The organism is Phocaeicola faecalis, from assembly GCF_021730445.1.
Classification (GTDB): domain Bacteria; phylum Bacteroidota; class Bacteroidia; order Bacteroidales; family Bacteroidaceae; genus Phocaeicola; species Phocaeicola faecalis.
Genome location: NZ_JADNRM010000007.1, coordinates 35,309 through 58,862, shown reverse-complemented (window position 1 = coordinate 58,862; position 23,554 = coordinate 35,309). Strand labels below are relative to the sequence as shown.

The 23,554-nt window shown below is 44.4% G+C and carries 13 protein-coding genes, 6 tRNA genes and 1 pseudogene; 6 read left to right on the top strand and 14 right to left on the bottom strand.

All coding sequences use genetic code 11. From position 1 onward, the window contains the following. Positions 1 to 3 precede the first annotated feature (3 nt). The 3 genes from rsmG (at position 4) to gcvP (ending at position 4,248) form a co-directional block, all read left to right on the top strand. Positions 4 to 630: a 16S rRNA (guanine(527)-N(7))-methyltransferase RsmG gene (rsmG, locus tag IR173_RS08910; RefSeq protein WP_237039301.1), complete on the top strand. Its 627-nt coding sequence runs from the start codon at positions 4 to 6 to the stop codon at positions 628 to 630. A gap of 20 nt (positions 631 to 650) precedes the next feature. Continuing rightward, entirely contained in the window at positions 651 to 1,289 is a 639-nt protein-coding gene (locus IR173_RS08905; RefSeq protein WP_237039300.1) for an MBL fold metallo-hydrolase, read from the top strand. A gap of 109 nt (positions 1,290 to 1,398) precedes the next feature. After that, positions 1,399 to 4,248, top strand: coding sequence for an aminomethyl-transferring glycine dehydrogenase (gene gcvP / locus IR173_RS08900; RefSeq protein WP_237039299.1), 2,850 nt, complete (start codon positions 1,399 to 1,401; stop codon positions 4,246 to 4,248). Positions 4,249 to 4,456: 208 nt separating this feature from the next. Here gcvP and IR173_RS08895 read toward each other — a convergent pair whose 3' ends face one another. From IR173_RS08895 to IR173_RS08885, 3 genes are read right to left on the bottom strand one after another with little or no spacing between them, the layout of a single operon-like run. Continuing rightward, positions 4,457 to 5,818: an efflux transporter outer membrane subunit gene (locus IR173_RS08895; protein WP_237039298.1), complete on the bottom strand. Its 1,362-nt coding sequence runs from the start codon at positions 5,816 to 5,818 to the stop codon at positions 4,457 to 4,459. 12 nt (positions 5,819 to 5,830) lie between these two features. Next, positions 5,831 to 9,028: an efflux RND transporter permease subunit gene (locus tag IR173_RS08890; protein ID WP_237039297.1), complete on the bottom strand. Its 3,198-nt coding sequence runs from the start codon at positions 9,026 to 9,028 to the stop codon at positions 5,831 to 5,833. Positions 9,029 to 9,045: 17 nt separating this feature from the next. Then, entirely contained in the window at positions 9,046 to 10,149 is a 1,104-nt protein-coding gene (locus tag IR173_RS08885; protein WP_237039296.1) for an efflux RND transporter periplasmic adaptor subunit, read from the bottom strand. 217 nt (positions 10,150 to 10,366) lie between these two features. Between IR173_RS08885 and IR173_RS08880 the strand changes: the two genes are divergently transcribed. Beyond that, on the top strand, positions 10,367 to 11,284 hold the full coding sequence (locus IR173_RS08880) for an AraC family transcriptional regulator (protein ID WP_237039295.1): 918 nt from the start codon (positions 10,367 to 10,369) through the stop codon (positions 11,282 to 11,284). A gap of 717 nt (positions 11,285 to 12,001) precedes the next feature. Here the strand turns inward: IR173_RS08880 and IR173_RS08875 are convergent. The 3 genes and pseudogenes from IR173_RS08875 to IR173_RS08865 form a co-directional block, all read right to left on the bottom strand. Continuing rightward, positions 12,002 to 12,400: pseudogene (locus IR173_RS08875) on the bottom strand (NifB/NifX family molybdenum-iron cluster-binding protein); the annotation flags it as partial. A gap of 44 nt (positions 12,401 to 12,444) precedes the next feature. After that, complete coding sequence (locus IR173_RS08870) at positions 12,445 to 14,112, bottom strand: formate--tetrahydrofolate ligase (RefSeq protein WP_237039293.1); 1,668 nt, start codon at positions 14,110 to 14,112, stop codon at positions 12,445 to 12,447. Between the two features lie 341 nt (positions 14,113 to 14,453). Continuing rightward, positions 14,454 to 15,986, bottom strand: a complete 1,533-nt coding sequence (locus tag IR173_RS08865; protein ID WP_237039292.1) for a carbon-nitrogen hydrolase family protein — start codon at positions 15,984 to 15,986, stop codon at positions 14,454 to 14,456. A 123-nt stretch (positions 15,987 to 16,109) separates the two neighbouring features. Between IR173_RS08865 and IR173_RS08860 the strand changes: the two genes are divergently transcribed. Both IR173_RS08860 and IR173_RS08855 read left to right on the top strand, forming a co-directional pair. Continuing rightward, positions 16,110 to 18,179, top strand: coding sequence for an LruC domain-containing protein (locus IR173_RS08860; RefSeq protein ID WP_237039291.1), 2,070 nt, complete (start codon positions 16,110 to 16,112; stop codon positions 18,177 to 18,179). A gap of 72 nt (positions 18,180 to 18,251) precedes the next feature. Further along, on the top strand, positions 18,252 to 19,754 hold the full coding sequence (locus IR173_RS08855; RefSeq protein ID WP_237039290.1) for a glutamine synthetase family protein: 1,503 nt from the start codon (positions 18,252 to 18,254) through the stop codon (positions 19,752 to 19,754). A gap of 123 nt (positions 19,755 to 19,877) precedes the next feature. Here IR173_RS08855 and IR173_RS08850 read toward each other — a convergent pair whose 3' ends face one another. From IR173_RS08850 to nspC, 8 genes are all read right to left on the bottom strand, one after another. Beyond that, on the bottom strand, positions 19,878 to 21,497 hold the full coding sequence (locus IR173_RS08850; RefSeq protein WP_237039289.1) for a bifunctional metallophosphatase/5'-nucleotidase: 1,620 nt from the start codon (positions 21,495 to 21,497) through the stop codon (positions 19,878 to 19,880). Positions 21,498 to 21,633: 136 nt separating this feature from the next. After that, positions 21,634 to 21,706: transfer RNA gene (locus IR173_RS08845), tRNA-Gly, on the bottom strand. A gap of 14 nt (positions 21,707 to 21,720) precedes the next feature. After that, a tRNA-Leu gene (locus tag IR173_RS08840) sits at positions 21,721 to 21,804 on the bottom strand. Positions 21,805 to 21,812: 8 nt separating this feature from the next. Further along, a tRNA-Gly gene (locus tag IR173_RS08835) sits at positions 21,813 to 21,885 on the bottom strand. Positions 21,886 to 21,899: 14 nt separating this feature from the next. After that, positions 21,900 to 21,986 (bottom strand) — tRNA-Leu (locus tag IR173_RS08830). Between the two features lie 27 nt (positions 21,987 to 22,013). Next, positions 22,014 to 22,094, bottom strand: a tRNA-Leu gene (locus tag IR173_RS08825). A 46-nt stretch (positions 22,095 to 22,140) separates the two neighbouring features. Next, a tRNA-Gly gene (locus IR173_RS08820) sits at positions 22,141 to 22,213 on the bottom strand. A gap of 174 nt (positions 22,214 to 22,387) precedes the next feature. Beyond that, positions 22,388 to 23,551, bottom strand: a complete 1,164-nt coding sequence (gene nspC, locus IR173_RS08815) for a carboxynorspermidine decarboxylase (RefSeq protein ID WP_237039288.1) — start codon at positions 23,549 to 23,551, stop codon at positions 22,388 to 22,390. Between the last annotated feature and the right edge of the window lie 3 nt (positions 23,552 to 23,554).

Genomic DNA, 23,554 nt, shown 5'->3' with positions numbered 1-23,554 from the left:
AGAATGGAATTAATTTTAAAATACTTTCCCCATCTCACAGAGAAGCAAAAAGAACAGTTTGCCGCCCTGTATGATTTATATACTGACTGGAACAGTAAAATCAACGTGATTTCACGTAAAGACATTACTAACCTTTACGAACACCACGTGCTCCATTCGTTAGGCATCGCCAAAGTGATAAATTTCACTCCCGGTACCCGCATCATGGACCTCGGGACGGGTGGTGGCTTTCCGGGCATTCCTTTGGCAATTCTCTTTCCCGAAACTAAATTCCACTTAATAGACAGTATTGGAAAAAAAGTAAAAGTAGCGGCCGAAGTAGCCGACGCCATCGGACTGGCCAATGTCACTTTCCGTCATTGCCGTGCCGAAGAAGAAAAAGAGAAATTCGATTTCGTCGTAAGCCGCGCCGTCATGCCTTTAGGAGACTTGATAAAAATAATTCGCAAGAACATCTCGCAAGAGCAACACAATGCCCTCCCCAACGGACTGATTTGCCTGAAAGGAGGAGAATTGGGACAGGAAACAATGCCTGTAAAGCATAAGACAGTTATTTACGACTTGAAAGATGAGTTCAGCGAGGACTTTTTTGAAACAAAGAAAGTAGTTTACGTAACCATCAACGGCTAAATTATATAGATTGAAGCACCATGAAAATAAAAAGATTCGAGTTCAACATGTTTCCGGTAAACTGCTACGTATTATCGGACGAAACCAAAGAAGCGGTAATCATCGATGCCGGCTGTTTTTATGAAGAAGAAAAGCAGGCTTTAAAGAGATATATCGATGACAACGGACTGAACGTGAAACATCTGCTGAACACACATCTGCATCTGGACCACATTTTCGGTAATCCTTTTCTGCTGAAAGAATATGGTTTAAAAGCGGAAGCCAACCAAGCAGACGAATTTTGGCTGAACCAAGCAGAGGCACAGGCGCGGATGTTCGGCTTCCAATTGCCCGAGCCAGCCGTTCCGCTGGGAAAATATGTATGCGACGGAGATATCATTACCTTCGGAAACACCAAATTGGAAGCAATTCATGTTCCCGGACACTCTCCCGGTAGTATTGTTTATTATTGCAAAGAAGAAAGCTGCCTGTTTAGCGGTGATGTTTTGTTTCAGGGAAGTATCGGCCGCGCAGACCTCACAGGAGGAAACTTCGACGAACTGCGCGAACATATTTGCAGCCGTTTATTTGTTCTGCCCGGTGACACAATAGTTTATCCCGGACATGGAGACCCGACCACTATCGGTGCCGAAAAGAGAAACAATCCTTTTTTCAGATAAAATAAACATAAACCCTGCTGTTTCAATTTATTATGAATCCCGACAACAAGCCCGGAATCATCTGTAAGCAGCAGATACGATATTAAAAATATAAACCTATTATTAAACCATGAAAACAGATTTATTAGCCGACCGACATATCGGCATTCAGGAAGCTGACCTTCCCGCTATGTTGGAAAAAATAGGCGTAAAAAGCCTTGATGAACTGATTAACAAGACCATTCCGTCCAAGATTCGTTTGAAAGAGCCATTGGCATTGGAAGCTCCGATGACCGAACGCGAATTTGCCGAACATATTGCAGGACTGGCCTCTCTAAACAAGATTTACACCTCTTACATCGGTATGGGCTGGTATGATACCATCACTCCCGCCGTTATTCAACGTAATGTGTTTGAAAATCCGGCATGGTACACCTCTTACACTCCTTATCAAACAGAAGTCTCGCAAGGACGTCTAGAAGCATTACTCAACTTCCAGACCGTAATTTCCGACCTCACGGCGATGCCTCTTGCCAACTGCTCTTTGTTGGATGAAGCCACCGCAGCGGCAGAAGCCGCAACCATGATGTACGGACTTCGCAGCCGCGACCAACAAAAGAAAGGTGCTAATGTATTGTTCGTAGACGAGAGTATTTTCCCACAGAACTTGGCGGTTATCCAAACGCGCGTTATTCCGCAAGGGATGGAAATCAAAGTAGGCAGTTACAAAGAACTGGAGTTTACTCCTGAAATATTTGCCTGCATCCTTCAATATCCGAATGCCAGCGGCAGCGTAGAAGATTATCGTGAGTTTGTAGAAAAAGCTCACGCTGCCAATTGTAAAGTAGCGGTAGATGCAGATATCCTAAGCCTTGCCCTACTCCTGCCTCCAGGCGAATGGGGAGCAGACATTGTGTTCGGAAGCACCCAGCGATTAGGTATTCCTTTATTCTATGGTGGCCCGTCAGCAGCATATTTTGCCACACGTGACGAATATAAACGCAATATGCCGGGACGCATCATCGGTCTGTCTAAAGATAAATACGGCAAAGTTTGTTATCGTATGGCTTTACAGACCCGTGAACAACACATCAAACGTGAAAAAGCAACTTCCAACATCTGTACAGCACAGGCTTTGCTTGCTACAATGGCAGGTTTCTATGCGGTATATCACGGACAAGAAGGCATCAAGAACATTGCCAAGCGCATCCACAGTATCACTACCTGGCTGAACAAAGCCCTGGCACGTCTAGGCTACATACAGCACAATGAAATATTTTTCGACACCTTGCGTTTCAGCCTGCCCGACCATGTATCGGCACAAAAGCTCCGCACGATTGCATTGAGCAAAGAAGTGAACTTGTGTTACTACGACAATGGTGATGTAGGCTTCAGCATCGATGAAACAACAGATTTGAAAGATGTCAATCTTCTACTCTCCATCTTCTCTATTGCCGCCGAAGAAACCATGCAGGAAGTAACCGACATCCCCGAAGCATCCTCACTGAACCGCGACTTACGCCGCCGCACTTCATTCCTGACACATGAAGTATTCAACAAGTACCACACCGAAACAGAAATGATGCGTTACATCAAACGTCTGGAACGCAAAGATATCTCTTTGGCACATTCCATGATTTCACTCGGCTCATGTACCATGAAACTAAATGCCGCTTCAGAAATGCTTCCACTGAGTAACTTGGGATGGATGGCTATTCACCCATTAGTACCTGAAGACCAAGCAAAAGGATATCAGACACTAATCAATAACTTAAGCGAGCAATTAAAAGTGATTACCGGATTTGCGGGAGTCACTCTCCAACCTAACTCGGGTGCTGCAGGCGAATATACCGGTCTGCGTGTCATCCGCGCTTATCTGGACAGCATTGGCCAAGGCCACCGTAACAAGATATTGATTCCTGCTTCTGCCCACGGAACAAACCCGGCATCGGCTGTACAATGCGGTTACACTACCGTCACTTGTGCTTGCGATGAGAAAGGTAATGTAGATGTAGAAGATTTGCGTGCCAAGGCTGAAGAGCACAAAGACGAGCTGGCAGCATTGATGATTACTTATCCGTCCACTCACGGAATATTTGAACCTGAGATAGCCGAGATTTGTAAAATTATCCATAAGTGCGGTGCACAAGTATATATGGATGGGGCCAATATGAATGCACAGGTTGGTTTAACTAATCCGGGCACTATCGGTGCAGACGTCTGCCATCTTAACTTGCATAAGACCTTCGCCAGTCCTCATGGTGGCGGCGGCCCCGGTGTAGGTCCTGTTTGTGTAGCCGAACATCTGGTTCCGTTCCTTCCGGGACATTCCATTTTCGGAAACAGTTCCAATGAAGTTTCCTCTGCTCCTTATGGCAGCGCAGGTATCCTGCCAATCACATATGGGTATATCTGTATGATGGGCGCCGAAGGATTGACACGTGCTACCAAAACCGCTATTCTGAGTGCTAACTATCTGGCTGCATGTTTCAAAGATACTTATGGCATTGTCTACACAGGTGCTACAGGGTTTGTAGGACACGAAATGATTCTGGACTGCCGTTATCTGCATGAAGAAGCAGGTATCAGCGAAAATGATATTGCCAAACGTCTGATGGATTACGGTTATCATGCACCTACCCTGTCTTTCCCCGTACACGGTACGTTAATGATTGAACCTACCGAGAGTGAAAGTCTTTGGGAATTGGATAACTTTGTAAATGTGATGCAGACCATCTGGCAGGAAATTCAGGAAGTGAAAGAGGGCAAAGCGGACAAGGAAGATAATGTATTGCTCAATGCTCCCCATCCCGAATACGAAGTAGTTGCCAATGAATGGAACCACAGCTACAGTCGCGAAAAAGCTGCTTATCCTATCGAAACAGTACGTGAAAACAAGTTCTGGATTAATGTAGCGAGAGTAGATAATACATTGGGCGACCGCAAACTGTTGCCGACACGCTACGGAAAGTTTGAATAAGTCCGTAACAGCATCATAATAATATAATCCCGAATATTCATTGTTAAAATGTGAATATTCGGGATTTGTTTTTGAGTACTCAGGACTCATGTCTGAAAACTTGATATTCCATAAGAAGATATATTAAGATGAAAGCGGGCTGCTCTAAAATCACTTTCCGAGCAGCCCTTTTAGCCTTCATCGCTATGAAGATAACAGTATATCTTTCTTATTCTCTTCCTCCTCCCAATGCCTGATAAAGACTAATCACACTTTGTATCTCGGTGAAGCGGTTGGCCGTTTGCGAAAGTTGTGCACTCAGCAAAGTCTGCCGGGCGGTCAGCACTTCGAGATAGTTTGTAGTTCCATGTTCCATCAGTAAGGAGGTACTTTTCAATGCTTTTTGCAAGGATACTATCTGCTTATCAAACAACACCGTCTTCTCCCGGCTTGTCTGGCAAGCGGTCAATGCATCATTTACCTCACTGCCGGCATTCAAGAGAGCCTGTTCGAAAGAAAGGCGAGCCTCTTCCTGCTGTGCCTTCGATATGCGGTATTGAGCGATGACCTGGCCCCTGTTAAACAGCGGTTGAGTAAGTGAGCCAACAGCCGAAGCCAGGAACTTACCGGGATTGACAATCATGCTTCCCGCAGCGTTGGTCCATCCGGCACTCCCGCTCAACACAATGGAAGGATAAAACGCAGAACGTGCCTGATTTGTTCCATAGAATGCTGCTTCCAGCGAACGTTCTGCCGAACGGACATCGGGACGGTTGGCAAGCATCTGCACGGGAATGCCTACCGAAAGGTCTTGCGAAAAACGCTGTGCAGATAATGTTCCGCGCTCATAATGACGAGGCGTTTCGGCAAGGAGCAACGCAAGGCTGTTTTCTACCTGATTAATTTGCTCTTTCAGATCGAGGACGGAAGTCTGGACACTATAATAGGTTGCTTCCATCTGTGAAACTCCCGCTTCATTGTATTGCCCCGCTTCCATCAAGGCACGGGCGGAGGTCACGGTTTCTTTCCAAGCCTGTTCGGTTTGTTGAGTCAGGGACAGTTGTTCATCGAGCATCAGCAAGGTATAATAAGTATTGGCTATCCCTGCTATCAACTGAGTACGGACCGCCTGTTGATAGTCCCGGCTCTGAGCATACAAAGCCTTCGCCTGACGCTTGGCGTTACGCATCCGACCGAAGATATCCAGCTCCCAACTGGCAGTGACGGGCAAAGAATAAGTCTGTGCCGCCTTTTGCTTGTCAAAACTGCTCACTGTACCTTGCGGAGCAAGGGAAAACGAGGGAAGGAAAGCTAACTTAGCAGAGAGCAGTGTGGCTTTCGCCTCTTCTACACGGAGCTGTGCAGACAGGTAATCGGTGTTGCTTTCCAACCCCTGCTCAATAAGCGCCTGCAACTGCGGGTCGGTGAATAATTCACGCCAATCCACATTGCCCAGATTCGTGGTATCGACTGCTGCCGTCTCCTCACCGTAAAGGTTATCGGGTGCAGTCGTTTCAGGCTGATATTTGGTATATATACCGCAACTGCTCAACAGGGCAGTAACGGTAGTCAGTAGTAATATTTTCTTCATAATCTTTTTACATTATTTCTTTTCTTCATTGCCAAAAGCACTCTTTTCCGCATAGCTTTTCTCCTTTTCTAACAACACTTGCGCATCGGGTTCCTCTTCCATCGGCTTGCGAATCTTCTCTTGCAGGAACTCGAAGATGATATAGAAAACAGGAACGACAAAGAGTAATGCCAGTGTCCCGACAGCCATACCGCCCACGACGCCTGTACCCAGAGAACTGTTTCCGTTTGCACCCGCACCGGTGGAGAACATTAACGGAAGCATACCGAAGATCATGGTCAACACCGTCATCAGGATAGGGCGCAAACGAACCTGTGCGGCAGAATAGGCGGACTCTACAATACCCATACCCTTACGGCGACGTTCGATGGCGTATTCGGTAATCAGGATGGCAGTCTTCGCCAATAATCCGATCAGCATAATCACCCCCGTCTGCAAATAGATGTTATTCTCCAGCCCAAAGAGTTTCGCAAACAGGAAACTTCCCATCAGTCCGAAAGGCACGGACAGGATGACGGCAAACGGAATGAAGAAGCTTTCATAGAGGCAAGAAAGAATCAGATAAATAAGCAATACGCACACTGCATAAATGAACAGGGTCTTTCCGCCGCCGCTATTTGATTCCTCACGTGCCATACCGCCATATTCATAACCATAACCTGTCGGTAAAGTCTGCGCCGCCACTTCTTCAATCACTTTCTGCACTTCACCGGAAGAATAACCTTCGGCCGGGTTCACATTGGCAGTGATAGAACTGTAGAGGTTAAAGCGATTGGCTACCTCAGGACCTAACACTTTCTTCAGGGTAACAAATTGGCTGACAGGAGCCATCTCCGAACCGTTGCGTACAAACATATTGTTTAAGGCATGCTCATCCAGACGGTATTCGGGCGACGCCTGCATCATGACACGATATACCTTTCCAAACTGATTATAGTTGGAGATATATGCACCACCGCAATAACTGCCCAATGCATCGAGCACCGTCGCGGGAGAAACACCGGCACGCTTGCATTTGGCTGCATCCACATCCACCGATATTTGCGGGAAATTCATGGCGTATGATGTATAAGCCATTGCCACTTCGGGATGCTGATTGAGTGCACCGAGGAACTGCATCACCGAGTTGTAGAAGGTAGTCATGTCACCGCCTGTTCGGTCTTGAAGGTTCAGTTCGATGGAGTTACCCATACCGTATCCGGGAATCATACCGGGCTGGAAGCTGAATATCTGTGCATCCTTAATCTGATAGAACTGCGCATTGAGCCGCGCTACCACCGCATCCGATGTATGTTCGTCACCCTTTCGTTCGCCCCAGTCTTTCAGACGAATCACAATCAAACCATAGGAAGTTCCCTGACCGGAAAGAAATCCGTATCCTGCCACACGTGAGTAATGCTCTATTTCGGGCGTCTTCTTCAGGATATCCTCCAGTTTGTCCATTACCTTATTGGTCTCTTCGAGGGTACTGCCCGGCGAGGTAGCAATGTTTACCATGATAACGCCCTGGTCTTCCTGAGGAACCAAACCTGTCTTGGTAGTACTCATGAAGTAAACCAACAGTACAATCGTGGCTGCCAGCGAAGCCCATACCATCCACCGGCGGCGGATAAAGAACAACACTCCTTTCTTATATTTTCCCAATACGGCATTAAACGAAGCATTGTAGGCCGCACGCACCCGTCCGTTGATGCTCTTCGCACTCTTGGTTCCATCTGACGGACGCATCATGATGGCACAAAGTGCCGGACACAAAGTCAGAGCCGAAATCATGGAGATACCTACGGACGTTGCCATCGTGATACCAAACTGGGTATAGAAGATTCCGGAAGTTCCTCCTGTAAATGTAACAGGAATAAATACTGCCATAAAGACACATGTACATGAAATGATAGCCATCGTCACATCGCCCATGGCATCTTTCGTTGCCAAGTAAGACGACTTATATCCGGCATCGAACTTGGCCTGAACAGCTTCCACCACTACAATGGCATCGTCCACCACCGTACCGATGGCAAGCACCAATGCAAAAAGCGTCAGGATATTGATACTGAATCCCGCAGCCATCAGGCAGGCAAAGGTTCCAATCAGCGATACAATGATGGAGATGGACGGGATGAGTGTACTCTTAAAATCCTGGAGAAAGAAATACACTACCAAAACTACCAGGATAATGGCGATTACCAGCGTTTCCACCACATTGTGTATAGAAGCGAAAAGGAAGTCGTTGGAGCTCATCATGTTGACAAACTCGGTGCCCTGAGGCAAATCCTTTTCCATTTCCTTCATCTGCTTTGAAATCGATTCGTTCACGGCGGTAGCATTTGAGCCGGCCGTCTGGAACACGATGAACATGACAGCGGGCTTGCCGTCCATCTCACTGCTGAAGCTATAGGTCTGCGTACCCAGCTCCACATCCGCTACATCTTTCAGGCGGAGCACAGAGCCGTCGGCTTGTGCACGGACTACGGTATTTCGGAATTCATCCACGCTTTTCAATCGCCCGCGATACTTCATGGTGAACTGAAAGACATTCTTTGAATTCTCACCCAACGAGCCGGTAGGCGCTTCGATATTTTGCTCGCCGAGCACCGCCGTGACATCCGAAGGCACAAGGCCGTATTGCGCCATGCGTTCCGGATGCAGCCAAATACGCATACTATACGTGTCTCCCAACATCATCACATCGCCCACTCCTTCTACACGCTTGATTTGAGGAATGATATTAATGTCCATGTAGTTTCCCAGGAATATCTTGTCATAACGTCCGTCGGTACTTGCCAACGCATTGATTTGCAAGAAGCTGGTCTGTCGTTTCTGGGTTGTGACACCGATTTTCGTCACTTCGGCAGGCAGCAAACCCTGAGCTTTGGACACTCGGTTCTGCACATTGACAGCCGCCATATCGGGGTCCGTTCCCTGTTTGAAATACACCTCGATGGTAGCCGTACCCGCGTTCGTAGCAGTAGAAGTGATATACATCATATCCTCCACACCGTTGATACTTTCTTCCAACGGCATGATAACACTATTCATCACAGCATCGGCATCGGCTCCTGTATAAGTGGCGGATACCTGCACAGTAGGAGGAGCGATATCGGGATATTGCTCCACCGGCAATGAGAAAAGAGAAATCAATCCAATCACCAATATCAGAATGGAGATGGAGATAGCCATTACCGGCCTTTTTATAAATATATTTCCTTTCATGACAATTGTTCTCCTTCTTATTTAACCACAGTTCCTTCGCGTACCAATCCCGCACCTTCGGAAATAATCTCATCGCCCGCTTTCAATCCGTCGAGCACGACATATTCGCGTCCGTCATTGATGCCGGCCACGGAAATCAATGTAGAGACAGCCTTGCCATCCACCACTTTGTAGGCAATCGTTTTGTCCTGCATCCGCACCGTTGCACCCTGTGGGATGACGATACAATCTTTATAGACACTGGGGATTACCACATTGCCCGATGCACCACTGTGCAGCAATCTTGACTCATTGGGGAAAACGGCACGCGCCACCACCGTACCTGTCTGGCGGTCAATCACTCCGCTGATGGATTCGATAATCCCACGCTTGTCATACACCGAATTATCATTGAGGCGGAGTTCCACTTCGGGCATATTCTTCAGTGCCTCGTCCATACTACCATACTGGCGGGTCAGCGAAAGAAGCTGGTTCTCGGTCATCGAGAAATAAACATACATATCCGAATTGTCGGAAACCGTTGTCAACGGTTGCTGTATGCTAGGGCCTACCAATGCGCCGGCACGGAAAGGCAATGCACCCACCACTCCGTTGCTCGGACTCTTCACCTCTGTGTATGATAAGTTGTTGCGGGCACTCACTTCTTGTGCCTGTGCCTGCGAGAGTTGCGCCTTGGCAGTGAGATAATTGTTTTCGGCAGTTCTCAGATTATATTGTGAAACCACCTTTTGGGCATACAGTTCTTTTGTGCTGGTATAGGTCAATTCAGCCGTGGCAAGTCCTGCCTTGGCAGCTTCCACATTGGCGAGGGCTGTTGTCAGTGCCGCTTTGTAAGGCACTTGGTCGATGATGAAAAGCAACTGCCCTTTGCGCACCTTCTCACCCTCGGAAACGCAGAGCCGTTCGATAGTGCCCGACACTTGCGGATAAATGTCGATATCCTGTCGTCCGCGAATCGTTGCCGAATAGGAAGTAGACAATTCCTTGTCGGCAGTAGTTACTTTCATTATTGCATAGTTAGCACTCGTTTGCGCCTCCGGTGCCTGCTTGCAGGAGGTCATCCACAATGTACAACCGATTACTCCCATCAGTCGCATCCATTTTTTGTTTACTGTTATCATATTGATTGTCTTTATTAAAAACTGACGGCAAAAGTAGACCAAAGCCTGAAAGACCGAGTGACCTATATTCCTCCGATAATGTTCTATTTTCGCCATTTATCTTTTTTAATAATAAGCCGCTGTATGATAGGGAAATATCGAACAGTAATTGCGCATTATGGAACACATCGGTTATCCCATTATTCGCCAACTTTGCAGTGACTAAAAAATGAATCTTATGGAAAAAGGCATAATAAAGAATGTCGGTATAGAGGACTTTAAAGCAAACGAAAACTTTGTAGACTATGTGGACGACGACTTTCTGGTGGCAAACAGTTTAGAGAATATCCCTTATAGTAATGACGCTGTCAGACTGAATTGTTTTCTGCTGATTTTCTGCATAGAGGGTTGCATCCAACTGGATATGAATAACAAGACTTATCAATTGCAAAAGAATGACCTTATTTTCGGAATGCCTTCCGTCATCATCAGCCACACAATGCTGAGTCCGAAACACAAAATAAGCGTATTGGGATTCTCCACTCATCTTCTGCAACACATTTTCAAGATGGGAAAGAATGCATGGAATACTGCCACTTATCTTCATAACAATCCCATCAAGCACGTGGGGGAAAACAAATACATTATCTTCCAATATTACAAGGATTTGATAATGACCAAGATAAACAGCAAGCCCCATCCTTATCACAGAGAGTCTATGAAGTATCTGTTTTCGTCCATCTTATGCGACATCATTGCCATTATTACAAAAGAAATACCACAAGAGGAAATAGAAAATAAACCGAAGAACGGGCTCAAGCAGAACGAGTATATATTTCGTCGTTTTATCGAGAAACTGGCGGCAGATAATGGAATGCATCGTTCGGTGAGTTATTATGCCGACGCTCTTTTCTATAGTCCCAAGTATCTTTCAAAGGTCATTAAGGATACTTGCGGCAGGAATCCGTTGGACTTGATTAATGAACATGCCATGGAACACATTAAATATCAATTGAGGAATTCGGATAAGTCTATCAAGGAAATAGCCGAAGAGTTCAATTTCTCTAATCAGTCTTTCTTCGGCAAGTATGTGAAGGCGCATTTAGGAGTATCGCCGCAGCAGTACCGGGGTGAGAAGGGAAAAAAGACATGTTAAGTACTATCGGCATTAAAAAAGCATTGCACGAATTGATGACGAATTGCACAAAACAATAAAGGTATTATATTCCGCATCAATCCGTGCAATCTGTATTAAAAGAAGATAAAACGGCTCAGTTTGAAATCTTGGGGATTAACATTTTCTAATTCTCTTTTACGCATACACATTCGGGGACAGTCATTATTCTTGGTGATTTAAATATCATATCACAAACGAAGGGAAGAGTAAGCCTTTTCTTAGGGTCAGCCAAGGTCTTTTAAACGGAAGATTATTACAGTCTGCGGCAATGGACTGTACAGTCTACTGCAATGGACTGTACGGTCCACTGCAACGGACTATACAGTCCGCTGCCGGAGACTGTAGTAATCCGACTAATGGACAGGCATAATCGAAAGGACGAAAACGCTTAGGCCGGCTAATGAAACGGCTTAGGGAGTTCAACACTTGATATTCCCATAATAAAGAGATATGGAGATGAAAGGATTTCGTTCTGAGCTTAGAGGAGTAAGTGACTCAAAATTTTATGTCGTTTGATATTCGGATAGATGCGGAGAAGAGACAAAACACGGACTTTTGCAGCTGACCCATTTTAAGTGCTATCGGCATTGAAAAAGCATTGCACGAATTGATGACGGATTGCACGGAACAATAAAGGTATCGTATTCCGCATCAATCCGTGCAATCTGTACTAAAAGAAGATAAACCGGCGTTTGGTTATCCATGATGATGGGCACATTCGTGCTCTCCTTCGGCATCATGGTGATGACAACCTTCACCCGAGTCTTTTATCTCGCCTTTCAGATAAGCATTTGCCACATCAAGAACAGCTCCCGAGCAACCTCTTATCACCTTTATATGATGATTGGTTAGTACATTCAAGGCTCCTTGCCCCATATTTCCTGCTAGCATCACGCTCACTCCTATCTCCTCCAGTTGACCGGCTATATTCGATTTACATCCGCATCCTTCGGGAGAAGGCAACGTTTCGCTGCTCAGTATCTCATGATTTTGTCCAATCGTCAGAATGGTATAAAACTCACAATGACCGAAATGGTTGTCTACGACATTATCTCTGGTAGGAATTGCAATTTTAGTCATAACCATATTTTTATTACTTTAAGAATCAAAATAAGAATTAAAAGACACAGAGAAAGGGATTATGACAACCCCTCTATTTCTCCGTTTACAATATCAATATGCAGTGCTTGCGGCTCTTTCGGCAGGCCCGGCATACGCATGATTTCTCCGGCAATGACAACCAGCATCTCAGCTCCGGCATTCATCACAATATCCTGCACATGGAACTCAAAGCCCTCCACTGCACCATAAAGTTTAGGGTCGGTAGAAAATGAATACTGTGTTTTCGCAATGCAAATGGGGAAATGAGCATATCCCAGTTCTCCGATATGTTTCAACTTCTTGCGGGCAGCAGCACTGTAAGTGATAATATCCGCACCATAAAGATGAGATGCCACTTTTGAAATCTTTGTTTCTACACTGTCTTCATTATCATAAGCAAAATGCAACGGCTCCGAAGGCTGTTCATCAATAGTCCGTACAACAAGTTCCGCCAGCTCCACGGCCCCCTCTCCACCTTGAGTGAAAGCATTGTTGACAGCAAAACCGACACCTTCTTTCGCACAATGGGTACGTAGAAAATCTATTTCCTCCTGAGTATCATCACCGTAACGGTTGAAGGCAACAATCACTGTCTGTCCGAAGGACCGCAAATTACGCAAATGTTTGTCCATATTGGCAATGCCCTGTTGCAAAGCTTCCAAATTGGGTTCCTTGATTTTGTCTTGGGCTACACCGCCATGCATCTTCAAGGCACGTGCTGTAACGACAAGCACCGTCAGTTTCGGAGCAATTCCGGCTTTGCGGCATTTAATGTCATAGAACTTCTCTGCACCGAGGTCGGCACCAAAGCCGGCTTCCGTAATAGTATAATCACCAAAGGTCATCGCCATCTTAGTTGCAAGGATAGAATTGCATCCGTGGGCAATATTGGCAAACGGGCCTCCGTGTACAAAAGCAGCCGTATGCTCGGTGGTCTGCACCAAATTAGGTGAAAGAGCATCTTTCAAAAGCACCGTGATTGCTCCCGCCACCCCTAAGTCTTTCACTGTGAAAGGCTTGTTATCGTATGTAAAGCCAAGCAGGATATTTTCAATACGGCGGCGAAGATCATCTTCATCATTGGCAAGACAGAGAATCGCCATTATCTCTGATGCCGGAGTAATATCAAAACCCGACTCCTGAGTGATGCCGTTCGTTTTCGGCCCCAAACCGGTAACGATATAACGCAAAGAGCGGTCGTTGACGTCCAGTACTCTCTTCCACAACACTTCCTTCAAGCCGAAACCATTGTCGCGATTCTGATAAAGATAATTATCAAGCAAGGCAGAAATCATATTGTGAGCAGAGGTTATTGCATGAAAGTCTCCCGTAAAATGAAGATTGATTTTATCCATAGGCAAGACTTGGGCATATCCTCCTCCGGCTGCTCCGCCTTTCATACCGAAACAAGGCCCCAATGAAGGTTCGCGCAAAGCAACGATGGCCTTCTTGCCAATCTTGTTCAACCCCAACGCCAACCCGATGGAGACGGTTGTTTTTCCGATACCGGCTTTGGTCGGAGTGATGGCAGTAACTAGAATCAGGTTATTCTTTTGTACCTTTTCTTCATCAATCTGGTTTTCGTCTACTTTGGCTATATATCGGCCATAATTACTAATGTGTTCAACAGGAATTCCGGTTTCGCGGGCTATCTGTTTGATTTTTGTCAGCTCAATGCTGCGTGCTATTTCAATATCCGATTTCATTTTTTTTATTTTAGGCGGCAAAGGTAATATAAATTGGTTACTTTTCAACTCTATTTTCGATTAAATCAAAGAGCGGAATACTATTAAACAGATAATCATGCCTTTTTGTTTTATCTTTATGTTTGCTTCCGAGGATATACGGATTTATTCTCTGACCTTTGCCTATACTTTATCAAGATATAAAGCAGAATTAGTGGGCCACTATATGAAACTCACTAAGGAATACAGCAGGGAGAGATTCGAACTTGCCTGCCGATAACCGCCCGAAAGAAAAAAGGTCAAAAGTATCCAATTCTTCCACTTTGATACTTTTGACCTTAATCAGAGAAGATGTATCTATTTCATTTCTTCACTTTTAACTCATATAGGTCATGACGACGATCACGCAAATTGCGCACACTGCCATAAGTATGCAATTCGTTCAGCAAGTCTAAATCTACATCCGATACAAGAATCATTTCTGTGTTCGGAGTAGCTTCCGCCCGTTTACCATCCGTCGGAAAAGCAAAATCACACGGAGTAAATACCCCCGATTGTGCATACTGAATGTCCATATTATGCACACGCGGCAAATTGCCCACGCTACCTGCAATAGCGACAAAGCACTCATTCTCAATGGCACGCGCCTGCGCACAGACACGAACGCGTGAGTAACCATTTTGTGTATCCGTAAGGAAAGGCACAAATAGAATCTGCATACCCTGATCTGCCATAATACGTGACAGTTCGGGGAACTCTACGTCATAACAAATCAAAATACCAATTTTGGCACAGTCCGTATCAAATGTCTTAACCATCTTGCCTCCTGTCAATCCCCAGCTTTTTATCTCATCTGGAGTGACATGCACCTTCTCATACATTTCATAGGTTCCGTCACGCCTCACAAGGAAACCAACATTATACAGTCCTCCGTCCTCCTTGACATAAGGCATACTGCCCGTGATGATATTAATATTATAACTGATAGCCAGATTAATGAAGCGGTCGCGAACTTCTTCCGTATATTGCGCCAGTCCGCGGATACTCTGCGCCTCGCCCAGATGGTTGAATTTTGCCATCAACGGTGCATTGAAATATTCGGGAAAGAGGACGAAATCACTCTTGTAATCAGATACCGCATCGACAAAAAACTCTACCTGTTCAAAGACATCATCCAACGTCTTGTAAGGTCGCATCTGCCATTGCACCAAACCTACCCTGACGGTAGTTTTCCTGTCTACATAATCCTCTGTAGGTTCTTGATAATAAATGTTATCCCATTGCAGCAGGGTGGCGCAATGCTTTGATTCCTCATCATTGGGAAGATAATTCTTCATCACACGCCGAACATGGAAATCATTGGATAACTGGAAAGTAAGTACCGGATCATAAATTTCCCGAGAACGCACCTTTTCAATATATTCTTTTGGACGCATATCGTCGGCATACTTATAATAATTAGGGATACGCCCTCCAAACATAATTGCTTTAAGATTCAGCTTCTCGCACAACTCCTTACGGTATTCATACATACGTCGCGCCAAACGCAGCCCCCGATACTCCGGATGGATAAACACTTCTATGCCATAGAGGATATTGCCATCGGGCTTATGGGTGCAGAATGTTTCATTCCCCGTGACTTTAGCATAAGTGTGATCGCCTTTCACCATATCATAATCGACAATGATGGAGAGGGCACAACCCACTATTTTATCGTCTACTACTGTTACTACTTGCCCTTCGGGAAAAATCCCGATTAGCGTTTTAATTTGCTCATGTGTCCAGAAAACATCTTTATCCGCATAAACTCGTGTGAATGACTGTGATAACTGGGCATAATCTTCGATTTGTAAATTTCGGACCTCTACTTTGTTGATTTTGTGCATCGGTTCCATAACATTTCTTTTTATACCTTAAAATTGGAAGCAAAGTTATAAACAAAAAGACAAAAAACAGATGAGAAATAGCTTTTATTTAGATTTTTACTTAAATTTGCCAACATCTATAATAATAAATATATGAAGAACAGGGTCATCTTTTGTATGGTGTGCACATGCATATCATTGTCTTCTTGTTTAGACAAGAACAATTTAAATCCTCCAGACGGAGAAAAAGAAGAAGAATTAGATTTATCATTTGATTTCGGAATGACATCTGAAAAGAAATTGGAAATAACAACTCGTTCCAATAATGGTTCGGCAATATCTGACGTTCCATTCTATGTCTATTTAGAAAATCCTTATACAGAAGAAGGAGACCGCCGGACAGATATCTTTCCTCTTTATTCGGGCAGAACAACAGAAAGCGGTACTATAAAAGCAACGCTCTCTGTACCCAATACAGCAACCACTCTTTATGTTTATACTCCCATCTCAAGTTTTGAAATGCTTCAGACCTGTGAGATTCAGAATAATATGAATATCACCTTCACTACTACCGGCATCAATGCCAAATCCGCCAAGGCAAGAGCAGGAGGAGAAGTCGTTTTTACCGGAAGAAGAAACGCTAAAGTGGTAGAGGCATCTACCAATCTATATTCTTTTTATAACTTTCAACTCACCAATGGAGCCAGTGGAGGTATTATCAATGATGGCAAATCAAACGATAAGGAAGTAATCGAAGCCGGAAACACTTTAACTTCAAAAGAAATAATGCTGGCGTCCAATTATTTTCCGGAAAGGGTTACGGTAGAAGATGAAAAATATTTTGGAGAGAATTATTGTACGGATATAGAGATAATTCCTCCGGCCAATGCAGAAGGTACTTTTCAGGGTGCACACGTATGGGTGACACTAATCGGTGACGGAGGATTCAGTATAAACAATAATAATGTGGCGAACGCTCTGTGCTACTACACATATACAGGCACTCTGACGGCCGATGATGCCCAAACAATACATAAAACGATCCTCTATCCGAATACTAATATAAAAAGACTAACAAACTCTGCATCGGCAACTATCGGTTCAAGAATTCAGTTATTATATTGGGATGAAAAGAACAATCAATATGTCGACACCTTCCCCGAAGGAGTGAAAATAGGCTGGGTCATGATTAGCAATGGAATTATCGGGAATTACAGTAACTATAAAATGATAGGAAATTATCGTTTTTCCACCTCTATCCTCAATAGTAAAATTGGCAACTTTCCCGGGAACTACACAAATGGCATTACCCGCTGGTGTGAAGAAGCACAAATGAACATTGTAGGAATGGAGAATCGCCAGCATAATGATAAAAATGAAAATAATGATAAAGACTACAATGACATTTTGTTCAAAGTAACCTCCGATCCTATCGTGAAACCAAAAGACGAAATACCGGTTGCCCCTGAAGAATATATGTCTTCTATTAGCGGCACATTAGCATTTGAAGACAATTGGCCGCAAAAGGGAGACTATGACTTCAATGATTTTGTTACCGGCTATTCTTATTACTTAATCAAAGGAAACAATGATAAAGATGTAAAAGCCATTCGCCTGACATTTATGCCAAGAGCTTTAGGAGCATCATATAATAGCGGTTTTGGCATTCAATTGCCTATCGAAACCAATAATATAGAAAGCATTACGGGAGGCAGCATGGAAGAAGACGAAACGAAAGCAACAATTATCATTTATGAAAATACCCGAAGAGATGCATTCGGAGGACACGGTGGTTTTATCAATACACAAAAGGGAAATGAAGAAATAGCAGGAACGGAACAGAATATCTATATTACTTTGAAAAGCAATATAGGGCTCAATTCTTTTAAAGATTTCAATCCCTTCATATATGTTGGCAACAGGAATCACGAAATACACTTGACCGACAAAGCTCCAACGAGCAAAATGGATATGTCTTTATTCGGAAGAGAGGAAAACGATGACCGCTCGATACCCGAAAAAGGATATTACTACCGCATGGATAATGATTACCCATGGGCACTTGACATCCCTTCTTCCAACAACAGCCTTACTAATTTATGGCGATATCCGATAGAAGGGAAAGGAGTAAGTGAGGCATATCCCGACTATCTGAATTGGACTTCAACCTCCGGTCATCATATAAATTGGCTCGACAAACAGAACTCAGCCTACATATATTGATAGGGATTTAAAAACTTTTCATTACCTTTGGAGCGTTAACCCTATAACAAACAAAAAAACAAACAACATGCTATGAATAAAGAACTAGAAATGAATCCCAACCAATTGGTAGCTTTTATCGGTAAGCCTTGTGCTGAATTCACTAAGGCTGATATTATACGCTATATCCAAGAAAACGGTATCCGTATGGTTAACTTTATGTATCCTGCAGGAGACGGACGCCTGAAAACACTTAATTTTGTAATCAACAATCTTGGATATCTGGACGCCATTCTCACATGTGGCGAACGAGTAGACGGTTCCAGCCTGTTCCCTTTTATCGAAGCCGGAAGCAGTGACCTCTATGTAATTCCACGTTTCCGTACAGCTTTCCTTGATCCATTTGCCGAAATACCAACTCTGTCCATGCTTTGCTCTTTCTTTAATAAGGATGGCGAACCATTGGAAAGTTCTCCTGAACATACATTGCAGAAGGCATGCAAAGCTTTTACCGATGTCACCGGTATGGAATTTCAAGCAATGGGGGAACTGGAATATTATGTAATTGCCCCCGATAGTGGAATGTTTCCGGCAACCGACCAAAAAGGATACCATGAATCAGCTCCCTATGCCAAATTCAATGATTTCCGCACACAATGCATGGCTTATATTGCACAAGCCGGCGGACAAATCAAATACGGTCATTCCGAAGTTGGTAATTTCACCCTGAACGGCATGATATACGAACAAAATGAAATTGAATTTCTGCCTGTACGGGCTGAGGATGCCGCCGACCAACTGATGATTGCCAAATGGATTATCCGTAATCTGGCTTATAAGAATGGTTATGATATTACTTTTGCACCGAAAATCACTACCGGCAAAGCCGGTTCGGGACTGCATATCCATATGCGTATTATGAAAGACGGACAAAATCAGATGCTACACAATGGTGTATTATCGGATATAGCTCGCAAGGCCATTGCCGGAATGATGGTTGCCGCCCCCTCGATTACAGCTTTTGGCAATACGAACCCGACTTCTTATTTCAGATTGGTTCCGCATCAGGAAGCTCCTACAAATATTTGCTGGGGTGACCGTAACCGTTCGGTTCTAGTCCGGGTACCTTTGGGATGGGCAGCAAAAACAGATATGTGCATGACTGCAAATCCTTTGGAAAGCCAAAGCAATTATGATACCACCCAAAAGCAAACAGTGGAAATGCGTTCACCGGACGGCTCGGCCGATCTCTATCAATTAATAGCCGGACTAGCCGTGGCTTGCCGACATGGTTTCGAGTTGGAGAATGCATTGGACATAGCAGAAAAGACTTATGTAAACGTAAATATTCACCAAAAGGAAAATGCAGACAAACTAAAAGCACTGGCACAGCTTCCCGACAGTTGTACCGCTTCTGCCGAGTGCCTGCAACAGCAGCGTGAGATATTTGAAAAATACAATGTATTCAGCCCGGCCATGATTGACGGAATTATCAGCAAACTGCAAAGTTACAACGATAGAACCCTGCGTAGCGAACTGAAAGACAACCCTGAAGCGATGTTGGCTTTAGTAAACAGATATTTCCATTGCGGATAAAATTTGCCTAACAAACTTTTATAAATAATACTCAGAAAAGAGAACTTGCTCAAACGATGACGATAAACAGTCTTCTGCTTGAGCAAGTTTTATTTTATACAATCTGAATACGATCAGATTCGGTTATCGTGCCTTTTTAGTGACAACCTCAGGCAACGGAGCTTTTTCCACAGAAACAGTCCCTCCCAAGTTCCGCAAGTAATCAATAAAGACAACTGTCGGTTCAAGATTCAAATCATTAAATTCCTTGACCGGTTTCTGAAAGAGTCCTGCATCATAACCATCTCCACCGTCAGTAATAAAAGAATCCAGCACAACAATACATTTCCCTGTATCCTTTATCTTTTTTCCTGTAATCAAATCAGTAACAGAAGTAACGGTCACTCCATCCGATGCCAAATCAAGTGCCAAATGAGATGTCTGCAAGAAGCCATTCTTATTAACACGCCCATCAGTCAACAATTTCTTCAACTCTTTACCAGAGAAATGGAACGCAAGCAAATGTCCTTGGAAGGGTAACACATTTCCTGCACGCAACTTCGTCACCTCCCCTTTCAATATACTTGCACGTAAACCACCGTAATGGTTTACCCCGACAACCGACAGCTTACTATATTTCTTCGATGCCTGAGAATGCTTACGGAAAGCATCCGCATAGGCCGCAGTCACATAAGCACCTACAGAAGTATAATCTCTTTTATTAATATTACGGTCATGGATTAAATCATTTTCAGCCGCAGTAAGCACCTCCTCAAAGCCATACTTGTCCATCTCCTTATTTACCAGCGAGTCAATAGCCGGATTCCCCTCTCCTGCTACCCGAATCGTGCCTCCACCAATATACTGAATGACATACTTGCCTGCATCTTGTTTCACTTCAAAATTCAATTTTCCCAGATGAGTGCCATTCACGCCCGCTTGGACAATGGGAAGATGATTTACCTCAGCCAGCACCACTTTGTGCGAGTGACCGGAAATAATGGCATCCACACCTTCTACCCATGGAAGCCGCTTTGCATTTTCTTCTTCAATCACATCGGGATTGGACATGTCCGTGCCAATATGCATCAGCAACACCACCATATCCACTTTTCCATCCTTTTTAAGACCGGTTGCAACCTGAACACGTGCCGCCTCCACGGGATTTATAAAATCAAGCCCCTTAATATTTTCAGGACTTGTCTTGACTGCCGTATCTGTAGTTGTCAAACCAACAAAAGCGATTCTGATATTGCCGCCATTCTTAAGTGGCTGCACCACCACCTTGCAAGGTGCCAACCACTCCAGCGGAGCATGCCCTTCTTTTGCTACAATATTAGCTGCGATATAATCCATACATACTGCTACCGTATCCACCAAGAAAGGTAACCCCCAGTCGAATTCATGATTTCCTATTGCCGACATTTTGACATCCATCTCTTTAAACATCTCCGGCAGTGGCTTTCCACGAGTGATTCTAGAGAAATAACTTCCACTGAAGTTATCCCCCACAGATACAACAACAGTATTTTTATTCTTGGTTTTCTCTTCCAAAACCGCCTGGACCAATTCAGCAGCTCCGGGAACATTGCGGTCTTTCACAAATGCACCATGAAAATCATTGAATGACAAAAAAGAAACAGTATCAGCAACAGTCAAATCAGAATGATGTTCTCCCTCATGAACTTGCCCGAATACGACGAATGGCAAACTAATTAACAGGCCACAACATAAAGCAACCTTTCTCAAAAATGTTCTGTTCATAATAAATATATTAATGGATTTCCTTTTCAGAGGAACAAAGATAGGAATTGTTTCGCCAACACCAATATTTCATCGACAAATTCGGTATGCTGCCTAAAAAAGGCCAACGTATTTCTACATTGACCTTCTCTCTTAGAGCGGAAAACGAGACTCGAACTCGCGACCCTAACCTTGGCAAGGTTATGCTCTACCAACTGAGCTATTTCCGCAATTATTCATCTAATGGTGCCCAGAACAGGACTCGAACCTGCATGCCTCTCGACACACGCACCTGAAACGTGCGCGTCTACCATTCCGCCACCTGGGCTTTTCGTGAGCGGAAAACGAGACTCGAACTCGCGACCCTAACCTTGGCAAGGTTATGCTCTACCAACTGAGCTATTTCCGCAAATATCTATTTTCTGGTGAAGGAAATGAGACTCGAACTCACACGACATAACTGTCACCACCCCCTCAAAGTGGCGCGTCTACCAATTCCGCCATTCCTCCATCAACTAAGAAATTCTTGTGTAACAGTGCCCAGAACAGGACTCGAACCTGCATGCCTCTCGACACACGCACCTGAAACGTGCGCGTCTACCATTCCGCCACCTGGGCTTTTCTGTGTAACTCGCTTGTCACTACGCACAAGATTTCTTTCGTGAGCGGAAAACGAGACTCGAACTCGCGACCCTAACCTTGGCAAGGTTATGCTCTACCAACTGAGCTATTTCCGCAATTTCCGCTTTCGGTTTTGACTGACCAGCAGCTGTTTCCCGATTGCGGTTGCAAAGGTAGTGCTTTTTTCTAAACTTCCAAAACTTTTCCGTACTTTTTATAGTACACTCATTACATTATTTCACCAAATTCCTCATTATCAATACAAATTGGAATTAATTTTTTCTTATATATCACGACATACGGTCCCTATAATCTTCATATCCGAAATGCTTATATACCTCCAAGGTATCATTTGTATGCCAAATGGCAATGGAAGGATGATGAATTCCATTGAACATATTTGTCTTTACCATGGTATAATGAATCATATCTTCCAGCACGATTCGTTCTCCTATCTGTAAAGGATGGTCAAAACGCCAACTGCCCATATAGTCGCCGCTCAAACAACTGTTCCCGCCCAAACGGTAAATATACTCTTCCGGCTTGGCTGTTTTAACCGCTTCCGCCGGCAATGTTTCTGCTCCGCGTACGGTCGGCTGATAAGGCATTTCAAGACAATCGGGCATGTGACAGGTAAAACTGACATCAAGAATGGCTGTCTTAATTCCACGACTCTCAACAATATCAACCACCGAAGCCACAAGGGGGCCGGTTTGCCAAGTGAAAGCGGAGCCCGGTTCCAAAATAATGTCCAAATGAGGATAGCGTACTTTCAGGCCTTTGAGGAGAGCCACAAGATGGTCTGTATCATAATCCTTACGTGTCATCAAGTGTCCCCCACCCAGATTCAACCATTTTATTTGGGGAAACCAGCGGGAAAACTTAGCCTCGATATGTTCCAGCGTATGCTCCAGCTCATAAGAACCGGATTCGCAATGGCAGTGGCAATGAAAACCCTCAATGCCGGCCGGCAATGTTTCAGGCAACAAATCGGCTGTCACTCCGAAACGGGTGCCGGGAGCGCATGGGTTGTAAAGTTCCACTTCCACTTCCGAATATTCGGGATTGATGCGAATGCCACAGGAAATCTTATCCCCATTCGCCTCAACCATCGGATAAAAACGACGGAACTGATTGAAAGAATTGAATGTAATATGACTGCTGAACTGCATGATGGCAGGAAAGTCCGTTTCTGTATACGCAGGAGAATAAGTATGTGCCTTGCTCCCAAATTCTTCATAGGCCAAACGCGCTTCATACACCGAACTGGCAGTAGTATAACGGATATATTCCCTGAAAATGGGGAACGACTTCCACATGGCAAAGGATTTAAAAGCTAGAATAACCTCTACTCCGGCCTTGTCAGCAACGTTTTTTATCAAACTCAGATTCTTTCTGAGCAAACTTTCATCCATCACATAGCATGGAGACGGTATTTTATCTATATCTATCATATT